15 protein-coding genes are annotated in these 13,583 nt (G+C 61.2%); 4 read left to right on the top strand and 11 right to left on the bottom strand.

Features of this window, described 5'->3' with window-relative positions:
* Positions 1-63 precede the first annotated feature (63 nt).
* Positions 64-1,305, top strand: a complete 1,242-nt coding sequence (locus AB4K19_RS16285; protein WP_375229327.1) for an MFS transporter — start codon at positions 64-66, stop codon at positions 1,303-1,305.
* Here the strand turns inward: AB4K19_RS16285 and AB4K19_RS16280 are convergent.
* The 7 genes from AB4K19_RS16280 to mbfA all read right to left on the bottom strand — a co-directional run bounded on the left by AB4K19_RS16280 (position 1,302) and on the right by mbfA (position 7,078).
* Positions 1,302-2,225 (bottom strand): alpha/beta fold hydrolase, encoded by a 924-nt coding sequence (locus tag AB4K19_RS16280; RefSeq protein ID WP_375229326.1) that lies wholly within the window; start codon positions 2,223-2,225, stop codon positions 1,302-1,304. The genes AB4K19_RS16285 and AB4K19_RS16280 overlap by 4 nt on opposite strands.
* Complete coding sequence (locus AB4K19_RS16275; protein ID WP_375229325.1) at positions 2,222-3,139, bottom strand: ornithine cyclodeaminase family protein; 918 nt, start codon at positions 3,137-3,139, stop codon at positions 2,222-2,224. Before AB4K19_RS16275 ends, AB4K19_RS16280 begins: the two co-directional genes overlap by 4 nt.
* The gene (locus tag AB4K19_RS16270; protein WP_375229324.1) at positions 3,136-3,765 is read right to left on the bottom strand and encodes an HAD-IA family hydrolase; all 630 of its coding nucleotides are present in this window, start codon (positions 3,763-3,765) and stop codon (positions 3,136-3,138) included. The genes AB4K19_RS16275 and AB4K19_RS16270 overlap by 4 nt, the downstream gene beginning before the upstream one ends.
* Positions 3,766-3,789: 24 nt before the next feature.
* Positions 3,790-4,245, bottom strand: coding sequence for a YaiI/YqxD family protein (locus AB4K19_RS16265; RefSeq protein ID WP_375229323.1), 456 nt, complete (start codon positions 4,243-4,245; stop codon positions 3,790-3,792).
* A complete protein-coding gene (fghA, locus tag AB4K19_RS16260) occupies positions 4,242-5,072 on the bottom strand; it encodes an S-formylglutathione hydrolase (RefSeq protein ID WP_375229322.1) in 831 nt (276 codons plus the stop codon). Before fghA ends, AB4K19_RS16265 begins: the two co-directional genes overlap by 4 nt.
* 70 nt (positions 5,073-5,142) lie before the next feature.
* Positions 5,143-6,072, bottom strand: coding sequence for an AEC family transporter (locus AB4K19_RS16255; RefSeq protein ID WP_375229321.1), 930 nt, complete (start codon positions 6,070-6,072; stop codon positions 5,143-5,145).
* Positions 6,073-6,103: 31 nt separating this feature from the next.
* On the bottom strand, positions 6,104-7,078 hold the full coding sequence (gene mbfA, locus AB4K19_RS16250; RefSeq protein ID WP_436398318.1) for an iron exporter MbfA: 975 nt from the start codon (positions 7,076-7,078) through the stop codon (positions 6,104-6,106).
* 137 nt (positions 7,079-7,215) lie between these two features.
* Here mbfA and AB4K19_RS16245 point away from each other — a divergent pair, with 137 nt between their 5' ends.
* The 3 genes from AB4K19_RS16245 (at position 7,216) to AB4K19_RS16235 (ending at position 10,630) form a co-directional block, all read left to right on the top strand.
* Positions 7,216-7,833 carry a TetR/AcrR family transcriptional regulator gene (locus AB4K19_RS16245; protein WP_375229320.1) on the top strand — a complete coding sequence of 206 codons (618 nt, stop codon included), beginning with the start codon at positions 7,216-7,218 and terminating at the stop codon, positions 7,831-7,833.
* Between the two features lie 91 nt (positions 7,834-7,924).
* On the top strand, positions 7,925-9,586 hold the full coding sequence (locus AB4K19_RS16240; protein ID WP_436398316.1) for a Y-family DNA polymerase: 1,662 nt from the start codon (positions 7,925-7,927) through the stop codon (positions 9,584-9,586).
* A 378-nt stretch (positions 9,587-9,964) separates the two neighbouring features.
* Positions 9,965-10,630: a hypothetical protein gene (locus AB4K19_RS16235; protein ID WP_375229318.1), complete on the top strand. Its 666-nt coding sequence runs from the start codon at positions 9,965-9,967 to the stop codon at positions 10,628-10,630.
* A 71-nt stretch (positions 10,631-10,701) separates the two neighbouring features.
* Here the strand turns inward: AB4K19_RS16235 and AB4K19_RS16230 are convergent, their stop codons facing one another.
* The 4 genes from AB4K19_RS16230 to paaI all read right to left on the bottom strand — a co-directional run bounded on the left by AB4K19_RS16230 (position 10,702) and on the right by paaI (position 13,571).
* The gene (locus tag AB4K19_RS16230; RefSeq protein ID WP_375229317.1) at positions 10,702-11,082 is read right to left on the bottom strand and encodes a GFA family protein; all 381 of its coding nucleotides are present in this window, start codon (positions 11,080-11,082) and stop codon (positions 10,702-10,704) included.
* Complete coding sequence (locus AB4K19_RS16225) at positions 11,075-11,647, bottom strand: DUF2087 domain-containing protein (protein ID WP_436398314.1); 573 nt, start codon at positions 11,645-11,647, stop codon at positions 11,075-11,077. Before AB4K19_RS16225 ends, AB4K19_RS16230 begins: the two co-directional genes overlap by 8 nt.
* Positions 11,648-11,838: 191 nt before the next feature.
* Positions 11,839-13,134, bottom strand: a complete 1,296-nt coding sequence (gene paaK, locus AB4K19_RS16220) for a phenylacetate--CoA ligase PaaK (RefSeq protein WP_436398313.1) — start codon at positions 13,132-13,134, stop codon at positions 11,839-11,841.
* Complete coding sequence (gene paaI, locus AB4K19_RS16215) at positions 13,131-13,571, bottom strand: hydroxyphenylacetyl-CoA thioesterase PaaI (RefSeq protein ID WP_375230914.1); 441 nt, start codon at positions 13,569-13,571, stop codon at positions 13,131-13,133. The genes paaK and paaI overlap by 4 nt, the downstream gene beginning before the upstream one ends.
* Positions 13,572-13,583: the final 12 nt, after the last annotated feature.

The following is a 13,583-nucleotide window of genomic DNA, read 5'->3' as shown; positions in this document are numbered from 1 at the left end:
AAAAACTCCTTAATTGACCCCGCATCTGCTTTGGCTACGGTCGCCCTGAGCAGGAGAGAACATATGTCCGCGCGCGCGCCCCTTTTTACCCCGGTTCTGATTGTCGGCATCGTCATCATCATGGTGAGTTTTGCGATCCGGTCGACTTTTGGCGTATTCCAGATTCCGATCGCAGATGAATTCGGGTGGCTGCGCGCTGAATTCTCTCTGGCGATTGCGATCCAGAACCTCGCCTGGGGCGTCGGTCAGCCATTGTTCGGGGCGCTGGCTGAAAAAATCGGTGACCGGAAAGCAATTGTTCTGGGGGCCGTGGTCTATGCGCTTGGGCTCGTTCTGACTGCGAATTCGGTCTCACCGCTGGAGCATCAGCTCTACGCCTGGCTTCTGGGCTTTGGCATCGCGGGTACGGGCTTTGGCGTGATCCTGGCCGTTGTTGGCCGTGCGGCATCTGACGAGAACCGCTCTATGTCGCTGGCAATCGTTTCCGCGGCAGGCAGCGGCGGGCAGATATTCGGACCGCCGGTTGCAGAATGGCTGCTGTCGGTGATGTCCTGGCAGAGCGTCTTTATCCTGTTTGCTGCGGCAATCCTCGCGGTGCTGCTGACCCTGCCGCTGATGCGCGCCCCGGCAATGGCCAGCAAATCAGAACTCGACGAAAGCCTCGGTGAAATTCTGGTCAAGGCGTTCCGCGACCCGTCGTATACGCTGATCTGGCTGGGCTTTTTCTCCTGCGGCTATCAGATCGCTTTCATCACAGCGCATTTCCCGGCGTTCGTGACAGAGCTGTGCGGCCCCATCATGCCGGGCGGTATGCTGGACAACATGGGGATCAGCACAACCTCAGCACTGGGCGCTGTGGCGATATCGCTGATCGGGTTTGCCAACATCGGTGGTACGCTGATGGCCGGCTGGCTGGGCAAACGGTATTCTAAAAAGTACCTGCTTGCGGGCATCTACACCGGCCGGACGGTTGTGGCTGCCCTGTTCATCATGTTCCCGATCACACCGGAATCCGTGATCCTTTTCTCGATTGCGATGGGGTCGCTCTGGCTGGCCACTATTCCGCTGACCTCGGGTCTGGTGGCGCATATCTATGGCCTGCGCTACATGGGCACGCTCTATGGAATTGTCTTTCTCAGCCACCAGCTTGGCAGTTTCCTGGGCGTCTGGTTGGGCGGCCGGATGTACGACATTTATGGCGACTATACGCTTGTCTGGTGGATCGGCGTGGGCGTCGGTGCCTTCAGCGCCATCATCCATCTGCCGATCCGGGAACGTCGCCTTGAAGGGCTCAGAACAGCCTAACCGCTCTGGTGGGTGAATTCGTGGATGTGGTCCAGCACCGTGGTGACGTGGGTATAGGTGAGCCCGTGTCCCGCATCATCAAGGATCACCGTCTGCACCGTAGGGTTCCATTCCACCAGACGGTCGGCCGCCGTAATGGGAATGACATCATCCTGCCGTCCCCAGATGGCCATCACGGGCACGCCTTCGGTCTGCAGGGTTTCATGCGCGGGACGCAGATCCTCCCGCAGAATGCCGCGCAGGCTGGCTGCAACGGCCGGTACAAAACCGCGCCAGTTCAGCTCTGCCTCCTGCAGATCGGCGATGCGCGTGTTGGCACCGGGAAGCCTGCGTTCGGCGGCGATGCCCTTGCGCAGAATGTTCGGGTAGAATTCAAGCGCCAGCCAGGTGCCGATCACCGGCCAGGTCATCATCCGGCGGAACAGGCTACCCGACAGATCCGTCATTCCGGCGGGTGCCAGCAACACAACCTGCCGGATCGCGACGGCCTCTGCGGCAGCAAAGGCTGCTGCTATTGAACCACCCATCGAATAACCTACAACGGTGATATCGTCGTCGATACGTTCATGGTCCAACAGTTCACTCAGCTGTCTGCGGAAGAAGGCGACGTCCTGTGTTCCTTTGGGCCGGTCGGAATAACCCCGGCCGTAAAGATCATAGGTCAGGACCCTGAAACCGATCTGGCTCAGCCCCTTTGCGATGCCTTCGTAGACAAAAGAGGGTGTGGTCAGCCCGTGAATACAGACAGCGACAGGCCCGCTTTCGGGGCCCCACCACCGGTAGTGTGTCACGCCGTCGGACAGCTGTGCGAACTGTCCGGGTGCCTCTTGGCGCGCGGCGTCAGTCATCTTTTTGCGCGTGGCCTCGATGATCAGCGGTGTGGCGATCACGGCGGCCAGGATCAGATATGCCCACATCATTGGTGCGCCCTCCACTGGTCGAGAATGTAGCGGCTGGTCATGAGGTCCAGATGAGCGCCACCGCCGTTTTTGAAGAGCGTGATTTCGTCGTCGGAGCCGCGTCTGAATTTTTCGGGCGTGTAGTAATCGCTGACAATATCCGCCGCTGCGAATGCGCCCGCTTCAATGGGTATCTTCAGCTCGCCGATGTGCCCCACCGTCGTCTCAAGGCTGTCGACAAACACCCGGGCGCGCCGCAGTGCGGTATCATCCGTTTCGCGCATGTCCGGGCGATAAGCGCCGATCAGATCGATGTGCTGGCCCGGCTGCAGCCAGTCGCCGCGCAGAACCGGTTCTGTGGTCATTGTGGCGCTGGTCACGATGTCGGCGGCTGAAACGGCCGTCTCAAGATCCTCCGCGACGGCAACATCCCCGAGGTCTGCGGCAAGCGCTTCCGCCCTGCTGCGTGTGCGGTTCCAGATCGTGAACCCGGCGTCGGGAAAGGCAGCAGAATAGGCGGCATGCAGGCCTCTTGCCTGTGTGCCCGCGCCGAGGATGAGGATTTTTTTGCTGTCAGGCCGCGCCAGACGCCGTGCGGCCAGCAGGCTGTCACCGGCGGTTTTCCACTTTGTGACCAGGTGAAAATCGATCACCGCGTCAAGCACACCGGTCGCATCCGCATAAAGCGTGACGCCGCCGTTGATGGTCGAGACATCTGTGCCATCGTTGCCGGGAAACACAGTCGCGGATTTCACCGCAAGACCGAGCCCGTCAATCCATGCCGCCCGGTTCAGCAGTGTGTCCTTTCCGCGATACAGAAACGTATCCGCTATCTCTGCGCGTGGCATCCGGTGGCCGGCAGCCAGCGCGTCGGTCAGGCCGATCCAGTCGAGCAGGGCATCCCCCTGATCAAAGGAAATGAACGGCGGTGTCATGCGGCTTCGGTATCTGTCAGAAGCCCGGCGGCAACAAGGCGGTCGGCCCAGCCCTGTGGCCCTTCGAACAGATGTGTCTGCCAGCCAAACTGCTGTGCCGCGGCGATATTGTCGGTCCGGTCATCTGCAAACAGCAGCGCGTTGCCGGACAGGCCCGACGTTGCCTCGACGCTGGTGTAGATCGCTGGATCGGGTTTGGTCATGCGCATGTGCCCGGAGATGAAATCGCGGTCAAAGTCGCGCAGAAAAGGATAGTGCGTCGCAGCATAGTCATAGCTTTCCACACCAAAATTCGTCAGCGAAAAGACCGGAACGCCCTTGTTCTGCAGCGCTTTCATCAGGCGCACGGAATGGTCGATGACCGGCGTGGCGAGCTCAATCCAGCGGTCATGCCACATGCGGATCTCGTTGCGCCAGTCAGGGTTTTTGTCTGCGGCCGCATAGATGGTTTCTGTGAAAGGATGCCCAAGATCGACCAGTTCGTTCATGCCGTGCAGATCCACCGCGTCAAACATCGCGCGGCGGCGGTCCTCGCCGATCGTGGCGTCATAAAACCGCTCGGGCTGCCATTCGATCAGCACGTTCCCGATGTCAAAAATGACGGCTTCCGGCTTTGGACTGCTCATATCCGCTCTCCTTTTCTGCAACAGCTAACGCAGCGTCCGGGCTTTGCGCAAGCTCTGCTCAAGCGCATTCAGAAACCGGCTCCTGTCCGATTTGGTGAAACCCTTGCCGCCGCCCTGCCGGAACGGGTCTGCAGCCCGCAGGTCGGCCATCAGATCGCGTGTCGCCAGAACGTTCCCGATGTTGGCCTGGGTCAGCGCCTCGCCATTGTGTTTCAGGACCTGAGCACCCGCCTCAACGCATTTCGCGGCCAGCGGAATATCACCGGTGACAACCACGTCACCCGGCCCGCAGCGTTCTGCGATCCACATATCCGCGACATCCGGGCCGTCAGGCACAATGACCGTCTCGACGAGCGGGTTCTGCGACATGCGCAGCCCGCCATTTGACACCACATACATCTTTACGCCGTGACGGGTGGCGACTTTCTCCGCTTCCGCTTTGACCGGACAGGCATCCGCATCAATGTAGAGCGCAGTCATGCCCAGAGTGCGTCTGCGTGAAAGGCGATGTGTTCTTCCATGAAGGTCGAAATGAAAAAGTAGCTGTGATCGTAGCCGGGCTGCAGCCGCAGGGTGGCCTGTTGCCGCCGCGTGTTCACGGCCTCTGCGAAGGCCTCGGGTTTCAGCAGGTCAATGAACTGATCACTGGTACCGGTGTCGATCAGCATGGGCCCGTCGAAGCCTTTTTCGCGCATCAGAACCGTTGCATCATGGGCGGCCCAGGACGCCTCATCGGCGCCGAGATAGGCGGTGAACTGTTTGCGGCCCCAGTCACTGGCTGTCGGATTGGAAATCGGCGCAAAAGCAGAGACGGAGCGGAAGCGTCCGGGCAGCGACATCGCCATGGTCAGCGCGCCGTGTCCGCCCATCGAATGCCCGGTGATGGCCTGGCGCTCCATATCGAGCGCAAATTCTGATCCCAGCAGCGCGGGCAGCTCTTCGGTGATGTAATCCCACATGTGGAAATGCGGAGCCCAGGGCGTTTCGGTGGCGTTCACATAAAATCCGGCCCCCTGGCCGAGATCATAGGCTTCGTCATTGGCAACATCATCGCCGCGCGGGGAGGTGTCCGGGAATACCAGCGCGATGCCCTGTTCCGCAGCCCAGGCCTGAGCCCCGGCCTTGGTCATGGCGTTTTCGTGTGTGCAGGTCAGACCGGACAGGAACCACAGCAGCGGGACGGGCCCGTCCTTTGCTTCGGCGGGCAGGAAAAGCGCAAAGGTCATCTCGCAGGCGCAGCTTTCGGACGCATGGCTGTAGACACCCTGGGTGCCGCCAAAGCAGGCATTTTCCGAGATGGTTTTCATAGTGGCTCTCCCTGATCGCATGTCTCATCCGTGGCTAATGCCTCAGCGGCCCTGCGGCAAGCCCCGTTGCTCAGGCGGCTGTGAACCACGCAATCACCGCGCTGACGGTCACGATGCTGATGATGGTTGAAACAAGTATCGCGGTGGAGACCCGTTGTGGCGCCACGCCGTAGTGCTGTGCCAGGATGTAAACGTTCCCGGCCACCGGCAGTGCTGCGGCCGATATGACCACCGTGGCGGTGTAGCGATCGACCGGAAACAGCCACAAAACGCCAACGGCAACCATGACCGGATGCAGCCCCAGTTTGCAGAACGTCAGCCACAGGGCGGTCTGCAGGCGTTCAGCGGATTTGCCCGCAAGCGAGGCACCAATAGCAAACAGCGCGCCCGGCGTGGCTGCGGCTCCGAGGATTGTCAGAAAATCGTTCATCGGGGCCGGTATGGGCAGTTCCAGCGCAGCCCAGGTAAGCCCGGCAATGACAGAAACGATCATCGGGTTGCGGACCAGACCCAGCCCGACCGTGCGGAAGGTCCGCAGGCTCAGACGCCCTTCGCGGGACAGGGTGATCAGGATAACGATCAGGCCGGAGAACACGATCAGGTCAATGCTGACGGTCATCACGACCGGCCCGATGGCCGCCTCGCCCAGCAGCAGCGTCAGCATCGGAATGCCCAGAAACCCGACATTGCCAATAACGGCGCATTGGGCCTCAACGGCAGAGACCTCCATGCTCTGCCCCCGCATCACGGCGACGGCCGTCGCGATCAGGTAAACGGCAACTGTGCCCGCCAGATAACCCAGGACAAGGTTCGTATCCCAGACATCGGACAGCTCCAGGTTCGATGTGAACCGGAAGATCATCGCGGACAGGGCAAAATAGAAAACGAATTTCGTCAGGTAGGCGGTGGCTTCTGCCGTGAAAAACCGGGTGTAGCCCGCCCAGTATCCCAGCCCGATCAGCGCGAAAAAGGGCAGGGTCTTGAGGAAAATGTCGATCATGTTCCCGGTCTGCCCGGAACGGGGGATGATATCAACCCGACCCGATCAGAACACCCGCTGCAAAGACCAGCGCACCACCGACAACGACCTGAAATGCGGCACGGAAGAAGGGCGTTTCCATAAACCGGTTCTGGATCCATGCAATCGCCCAGAGTTCAATGAACACCACGATGACAGCGATGACAGTCGCCGTCCAGAAATCGGTGATCAGATAAGGCAGCGCGTGGCCCAGCCCGCCCACAGTCGTCATGACGCCGGAGGCAACCCCCCGTTTCACCGGAGAGCCGCGGCCCGACAGCTGACCATCGTCAGATGCAGCTTCGGTAAAGCCCATGGAAATGCCGGCGCCCACGGAGGCCGCCAGACCAACCAGAAACGTCGTCCAGGTGTCCTGCGTGGCGAAAGCGGTGGCAAAAATCGGTGCGAGGGTCGACACCGATCCGTCCATCAGTCCCGCGAGGCCCGGTTGTACCCAGGTCAGGATGAACTGTCTTTTGGCGGCGTTTTCCTCGCGGTCACGGGCGTCGTCGCTCAGATGTTTTTCTTCAAGCTCCTCTGCTGTGGTCTGATGGCCCGCCTCTGCGGCGGCGAGATCGCCCAGCAGTTTGCGGGTCGCGGCATCGGTCGTGTTAGCGGCGGCCCGCAGGTAGAACTGTTCTGCGTCCCGCTCCATCGCCTCCGCTTCGGTGCGGATGCGCTCCAGACCGAGGTTTTCAACCAGCCAGACCGGACGCCTGTTGTAATACCCCGCGACATGCTCGCGACGGATCAGTGGGATGACAGTGCCAAAGCGCTCCGTATGCAGGTCAATCAGACGCTGGCGGTGCTGGTCTTCTTCAGCAGCCATGCCCTCAAAGACCTTTGCGCTGTCCGGGAAATCCGCACGCAGTGTCTCGGCATAACCGCGGTAAATGCGGGCGTCGTCTTCTTCCGAAGAGATCGCGAGTGCCAGGATTTCCTGTTCTGTAAGGTCGGAAAACCGTTTTCGGGATAACGAGAAACGCATAGAGATCTCCGGATACTTTAGAATGATTCTAAGGTTATTTGATTTCATGTTCAATGAACAATTCAGGTATTTTTCCGCTTTCCCCTTGGATATGAACCGATCGGTTTATATTGTGGACTGGCAATTCCGGAGGCATAATGACCGAAACAGCAGAACTCATCCGCAAGGGCCGGAAGTTTGACCAGGTGCTGGAAGGCGCGCGTCAGGTCTTTATGGCGGATGGTTTTGAGGGCGCGAGCGTTGATGAAATTGCGCGGGTGGCCAGCGTTTCCAAGGCCACGCTCTACAGCTATTTCCCGGACAAGAGACTGCTCTTTCTGGAAGTTGCGCGCAGTGAGTGCCAGCGCCAGTCCCGGAATGCGCTGGACCGCATCAATATGGATGGTGAGCCACAGGACGTTCTGACCCAGACCGGGCGGCATTTTCTGACGTTCATTACATCGCGGTTCGGTCAACAGATTTTCCGGATCTGTGTGGCGGAATCCGACAGGTTCCCGGAGCTTGGGCAACGGTTCTACGATTCCGGACCTGCGGTGTTCCGTGCAGAGATGGCCGCGTATTTTGAACGGGCGCAGGCCCGTGGGGAGCTGCGGATTGATGACTGTATCCTTGCAGCCGATCAGTTTGGAGAGCTGTGCAAAGCCGATGTCTGGCCACGGTTGATTTTCGGCGTGATCCGGACGGTGTCCGCGGACGAGATTGACCGTGTTGTGGCGGCGGCAGTCGAGACGTTTCTGGCGCGTTACGGAACCTGATCCGCAGACTCGACAGGGCCTGATCTGAGGGATAGATATATTAAGAACAAAATATGAACAATAAGATGATTCCGGGGTCCTTGCTGCCACAATGACTGATCGGCGAATTCTGTCTTTATGGTTCCCGCGACTGGGGGCTGACCGGCTGATGCGGCTGGATCCGCAGCTGCAGGATATACCTCTTGCTGTGGTGCAGGAGGTCAGTAATGCGCAGCTTGTGACTTCTGTGAATGCTTCTGCCGCCGTCAGGGGGATCAGGCCAGGACAGCCCGTCCGGGATGCGCATGCGATGTGCGACGGGCTGGTGACGCGGGCCCGTAACGACCAGGCCGAGGCGGCTTTTCTGACCGTTCTGCAGCGCTGGGCCGGCAAGTTCAGTCCCTGGGTGGCCACCGAAGGTGACGACGCGCTGGTGGTGGATCTGACCGGATGTGCACATCTTTTCGGAGGTGAGGCCCCTTTGCTGAGTGTTGTACATCAGGACTGCAGCGATCTGGGGCTCGCTGTGCGCATGGGGCTTGCGGATACACGCGGTGCGGCATGGGCGCTGGCGCGCTTTGCCGGCCGGACCGCCGGGTCGCACAGGTCCGGTGATGCAATCGACCAGGAAGCGCGGGCAACCCGGTCCCGCGCGGGCAAACGGCGGCACTGGACAAAGGGGGGCGCTGCACCTGTGCATACCCCGGGCGGGCAGGACCAGGTGCATCCGATTGCTGCCCCCGGGCAGAACTATTCGGCGCTCAGCCCGCTCCCGGTTGCAGCGCTGCGCCTTGAAGAGGGTGTCGCAGAACAGCTTGCCCGGCTGGGCCTGCGCCGTGTGGGAGACCTGCTGGGCCAGCCGCGTGCGTCACTGGCGCGCCGCTTCGGGCGTGGGCTTGTGATGCGGATGGACCAGGCGATGGGGTCCGCACCCGAACCGGTCTCTCCGGCAAAGTCGCCGGATCATTTCGCGGTGCGCCTGACGCTGCCGGAACCCATTGGACTTGAAGCAGATATTCTGGCTGGCATCGACCGCCTTTTACCAAACCTTTGCAAACAGTTACGGGACAGGGGGCGGGGCGTGCGCAGGGTGCGCCTGCAGGCATTCCGCAGTGACCATGACATTCAGTCGGTGGAGGCGGGCCTTGCGCGGCCAACCCATGACCCGGAGCGCATCCGCCCGCTGCTGGCCATGAAGCTGGAGGACATCGACGCAGGCTTTGGGATCGACATGCTGCGGCTGGAAGCGGTGCAGTCCGAGCCGCTGCACACCCGCCGGGCTGTGGGGCATCTGGATGCAGGTCAGGCGGTCAACCGGCGGCTGGCCAGCAACACCGCGATGGATGACCTGATTGGCCGGATCGGCGCGCGTGTGGGGCTGGATGCGGTGACGCGCCTGCACCCGGCGGAAAGCCACATTCCGGAAAAGACAAGCAAGGTCATGGCCGCGGCCTGGTCGGCCCCGCATGAGGGGGAATGGCGCCGCCCGCCGACGCCGCGTCCGCTGCTGATGTGGCGGCCGGAACCAGTGGGCGCGCCGGACACTCCGCAGGTGCCGCAGACGTTCCGCTGGCGGGGGCAGACGCTCCGGCGACGGCGGGCGACAGGTCCGGAACGGCTGGCGCCGGAATGGTGGCTGGATGACCCAGACTGGCGCACGGGCGTGCGCGACTACTGGGTCACTGATACCGAGGACGGCCAGCGGCTGTGGCTTTTTTACGGACACGGCGGTGCGATGTCATCGGGCTGGTTCTGTCACGGCGCATTTGCGTAAACGCAGCGCACGGTGCCGGGTGGGGCCCCGGGGCCGCATGCGCGGGTTAGCCCATAAAAACAAGGGAAATGCCACGTCGGTATAACGTCGGTGTTTTGTCGGTATTACGTCGGTGGATCACACCGGTCAGGCGCTGGTTACCGCACCGTGCGGCGGCGCGCGTTAACCATTTGGCGGGGGTATGTGGCAGGTGGGCGCAGGAACGGGGTTCCTGAATTTCCGCTTTGCGCCCAGAGTGACGGATCCTGCAAAACGTACGAACGCCTCAAATACATTACTTGCAGTAAGTCAAAAAGGCGTTCTGATAACACCTTGCTAGAACCGAAGCGTCAAACGTGACATAATCGACGTTTATCAACGCGACAGGGATGCAGATCATTGTTCAGTTTGAACCCGGAAATAAGTATCGGTAATATTCTTACATCCGTGTCAATCGTCGTTGCCTTGGGTACCTTTCTATACAACGAAGTTCAAAAACGCCATCAAATTGACCGGGTTTACGAAGCGGAGATACGAAACGAACTCGGCAGTGTTCTACGCGAGATTGCACAAATGGACGCGGAACTCAGAGTTTTGTTCTTGTCCATCGAGCCACTGTACGTGACGGCGAGTGAAATTGCCCTAGCCGGCGGTGAAAACGAACGTGACAAAGCATCTGAGAAGGCGAGAGATTTTCTGTGGCGCGAAATCGCTAATGTCCGAGCGGAAATGGAACGTCGTGTCCTCGCAACCAGTGCACAAAGCAATGGCTTAGCAATAGCTGGCACTTCCTTACAGTCGAAGTATGAAGCCTTCATTCAGCTGCACGGCAAAATCAGATTGGCTTCTTTTGCTGCGCTGTCAGAGGCAACACAGAAGGCAATGAACTCTGTGGCAGGAACCGCTGTTCATAGCGCAGAAATCGGAAATGCGCTTAGAGATGTCCATTATGTGGTGGAGCGATCCGCAATCGAGAAATCCGAAGCTGCCACCAAAGAATTGAGCTCAAAAATTCATGAAGTTGTGGAAAAATATGAGCCGACCAAACAACCCGAACTGGATTGACGGTGAGTCTTAGCAAGCGGACGTTCAAGTTTGTGAGATGAACGCCCGCCTAGTCCGACTCGCTACCCAGGTCACCTGCGGTTCTGGGGCAGGCCATCCGCGATGTCGTAGTAGTCGCCCTTGTCGCCCACAAAGATGTGCCGTTCCAGCGAGGTGCCCGTGGGGCCGTCGAAGGCGCCCATGGCGACGGCGGTCCAGTCATGGTGCACCGGGTCCCAGAACAGCGTGGAACCGCAGGTGCGGCAGAAGCCCCGGCGGACTTTTTCAGACGAATGATACCAGGCCACGTGATCCCCGCCCGTCACGCTGAGCGCGCTGCGCGGGATGTCGATGGAGGCCTCAAAATGGCCGGTCTGTTTGCGGCAGGCGGTGCAGTGACAGGCGGTCGGGCGCGGCAGGTCGCCGGTGACGGTGATGCGGACGGCACCGCAGAGGCAGGATCCTTTATGCATGTCCGGCTCCCTGACCCTCTGCCGGGCGGGCACGGCGGCGCGCGGTCAGGGCGCGGATAAGGGCGGTGGCCTCGGCAGGCGGTTTCTGTTCCAGCCGCTGGTAATCGGTGCCGTCCTTTTTCCGGGTCATCAGGCCACTGGCGATCATCGTGCGGCGCAGGGTTGCCGGGTCGTCAAAGCAATGCTCGCGGCGCAGGATGTCGTTCACGTCATGCTCGCGCAGGCAGGTGCCCGGGGGCAGCGCCGCCCACAGCGCCCAGAGCGCAAGGGTCTGTACCGCGCGCCGGGAGGGCCAGCGGATCAGCCGGCCACCGGCGTCAAACTGGTGCAGGGCCCGTTCCACAAGGCGCGCATCCGCCGGGTGGGTATCGTCCGGCCGGTCCAGACGTTTTGCAGCCGCCGTGGCCCCGCGCATGTGCTGCAGGTTCTGGAACCCGGCGGCACGGGCAAGCATGTTCATCAGGGTCAGGTGAGAGGGGCTGGTATCCCCCAGCTGGCGGGCGAGGGCGCGCGCAAAATGGGTCATGTCATCCGCGCGCAGCGGTATCGGTGTTTTGGTCATCATTCATCCGTTTCGGGCAGAATGCTGGTTCGCCGGTCGCTGTCTTAACGAAACGGTGCCCTTGTCAGATGCGATGCCGTTTTCGATGATATGGCAGGTTTAGCGCTCCGGGGTGGAGCAGCGACGCCTCGGTGTCTGCCGACCGTGGTCTGTGCATACACAAAAACCTGTGGTGCTGCAATTGCCCGGTCGCGTCAGCTGGCGGGCCGGTTATCGACGATGCGTACGGCTTTTCCCTGGGACCGGGCCACAGAGCCGGGTGGGCCAACGCTGACCTCTGCGGAGATGCCGACGGATTGTTTGATACGGTCTGCGAGGGCGCGGGCGGCGCTGGTATCGGCGCTGGTCTGAGCTTCGCAGAGGATGCGCATCTGGTCCATCCGGTCGGGGCGCGTGAGCTCGATCTGGAAATGCGGGGCGAGGCCGGGGGTGGCCATGATCGCCTCTTCGATCTGGGTTGGAAAGACGTTCACGCCGCGCAGGATGATCATGTCGTCGGACCGGCCTGTGACCTTTTCCATCCGGCGCATGGAGCGGGCCGTGCCTGGCAGCAGGCGTGTGAGATCGCGGGTGCGGTAGCGGATGATCGGGAAGGCCTCTTTGGTGAGCGAGGTAAAGACCAGCTCGCCCTGTTCGCCTTCGGCCACCGGTGCGCCGGTCACAGGGTCGACGATTTCAGGATAGAAGTGATCTTCCCAGATGTGCAGGCCGTCCTTGGTTTCCACGCATTCATTGGCGACACCCGGCCCCATGACCTCGGAGAGGCCATAGATATCGACGGCATGCATGTCGAAGGCGTCCTCGATCTCGCGCCGCATTGCGTTGGTCCAGGGTTCAGCGCCAAAGATGCCGACCTGCATGGAGGATTGTCGCGGGTCGAGGCCCGTGGCGTTGTATTCATCGAGCACCGACAGGGCGTAGGAGGGCGTGACCGTGATCCCGTCGGGGCGGAAATCCTCGATCAGGCGGACCTGCCGCTGTGTCATCCCGCCCGAAACGGGCACGGTGGTCAGGCCCAGGGCGTCGGCACCGAGGTGGATGCCCAGCCCGCCGGTAAAGAGCCCGTAGCCGTATGCGTTGTGCAAAAGGTCGCCGGGCCGCAGACCGGAAGCGCGCAGCGAACGGGCGACCACAGCGCCCCAGTTTGCGAGGTCGTTCTGCGTATATCCCACAACGGTCGGCTGGCCGGTGGTGCCGGAGGAGGCGTGGATGCGCGCGACCTGGTTGCGGGGCACGGCGAACATGCCAAAGGGGTAGTTCGCGCGCAGATCGGCCTTTTGCGTGAAGGGAAAGCGCGCAAGGTCGGACAGATCCCGGAGATCTGATGGGTGCACGCCCGCCGCATCAAAGCTCTGGCGGTAGTGGGGCACATGGTCATAGGCATGGCTGAGGGACCATTTCAGCCGTTCGGTCTGCAGGGCGGTGATTTCGTCACGGCTGGCGATCTCGATCGGATCAAGCGAACTGCGCTCGGGTGTCAGGTCTTTCATGCGGGTTCCCCCTCTTCCGGAAAATGCTGGCCGCGAATGGTGCGGGACAGGCCGCGGAACACGGCAATCGTTTCATTGTTCTGGCGGGTGACGGTGACGTCATAGACGCCCGAGCGGCCGCTGCGGGAGACCTCGGTCGCAGAGGCCGTCAATACATCACCGGCCTGGCCCGGCGCGAGATAGGTGATCTGGTTCTGCTGCGCCACTGCGACCTGGTTGTAGGAATTGCAGGCGAAGGCAAAGGCGGAATCGGCCAGCGTAAAGATAAAGCCGCCATGACAGATCCCATGGCCGTTCAGCATGTCTGCCGTCACGGGCATGGACAGCCGCGCGCGGCCAGGGGCCACATCATCGATGGTCATGCCGAGTGCCCGGCTCGCCGCATCTTTTTCCAGCATCAGGCGGGCACAGGCCCGGGCGCGCTCTTCAGGCGTCATCTGCTCTGGCAT

The sequence above is a fragment of the Roseobacter phycocola genome (assembly GCF_042055075.2).
Lineage (GTDB): Bacteria > Pseudomonadota > Alphaproteobacteria > Rhodobacterales > Rhodobacteraceae > Roseobacter.
The sequence above is the reverse complement of the archived record's forward strand: the minus strand, read 5'-3'. Positions and strand labels throughout refer to the sequence as shown.

Coding starts and splice junctions, on each gene's coding strand:
- AB4K19_RS16240 (WP_436398316.1), top strand. CDS start 7,925: ATGACTGATCGGCGAATTCTGTCTTTATGGTTCCCGCGACTGGGGGCT.
- paaI (WP_375230914.1), bottom strand. CDS start 13,571: ATGACGCCTGAAGAGCGCGCCCGGGCCTGTGCCCGCCTGATGCTGGAA.
- AB4K19_RS16245 (WP_375229320.1), top strand. CDS start 7,216: ATGACCGAAACAGCAGAACTCATCCGCAAGGGCCGGAAGTTTGACCAG.
- AB4K19_RS16265 (WP_375229323.1), bottom strand. CDS start 4,245: ATGACTGCGCTCTACATTGATGCGGATGCCTGTCCGGTCAAAGCGGAA.
- paaK (WP_436398313.1), bottom strand. CDS start 13,134: ATGAAAGACCTGACACCCGAGCGCAGTTCGCTTGATCCGATCGAGATC.
- AB4K19_RS16275 (WP_375229325.1), bottom strand. CDS start 3,139: ATGACACCGCCGTTCATTTCCTTTGATCAGGGGGATGCCCTGCTCGAC.
- fghA (WP_375229322.1), bottom strand. CDS start 5,072: ATGAAAACCATCTCGGAAAATGCCTGCTTTGGCGGCACCCAGGGTGTC.
- AB4K19_RS16280 (WP_375229326.1), bottom strand. CDS start 2,225: ATGATGTGGGCATATCTGATCCTGGCCGCCGTGATCGCCACACCGCTG.
- AB4K19_RS16285 (WP_375229327.1), top strand. CDS start 64: ATGTCCGCGCGCGCGCCCCTTTTTACCCCGGTTCTGATTGTCGGCATC.
- mbfA (WP_436398318.1), bottom strand. CDS start 7,078: ATGCGTTTCTCGTTATCCCGAAAACGGTTTTCCGACCTTACAGAACAG.
- AB4K19_RS16225 (WP_436398314.1), bottom strand. CDS start 11,647: ATGATGACCAAAACACCGATACCGCTGCGCGCGGATGACATGACCCAT.
- AB4K19_RS16255 (WP_375229321.1), bottom strand. CDS start 6,072: ATGATCGACATTTTCCTCAAGACCCTGCCCTTTTTCGCGCTGATCGGG.
- AB4K19_RS16230 (WP_375229317.1), bottom strand. CDS start 11,082: ATGCATAAAGGATCCTGCCTCTGCGGTGCCGTCCGCATCACCGTCACC.
- AB4K19_RS16270 (WP_375229324.1), bottom strand. CDS start 3,765: ATGAGCAGTCCAAAGCCGGAAGCCGTCATTTTTGACATCGGGAACGTG.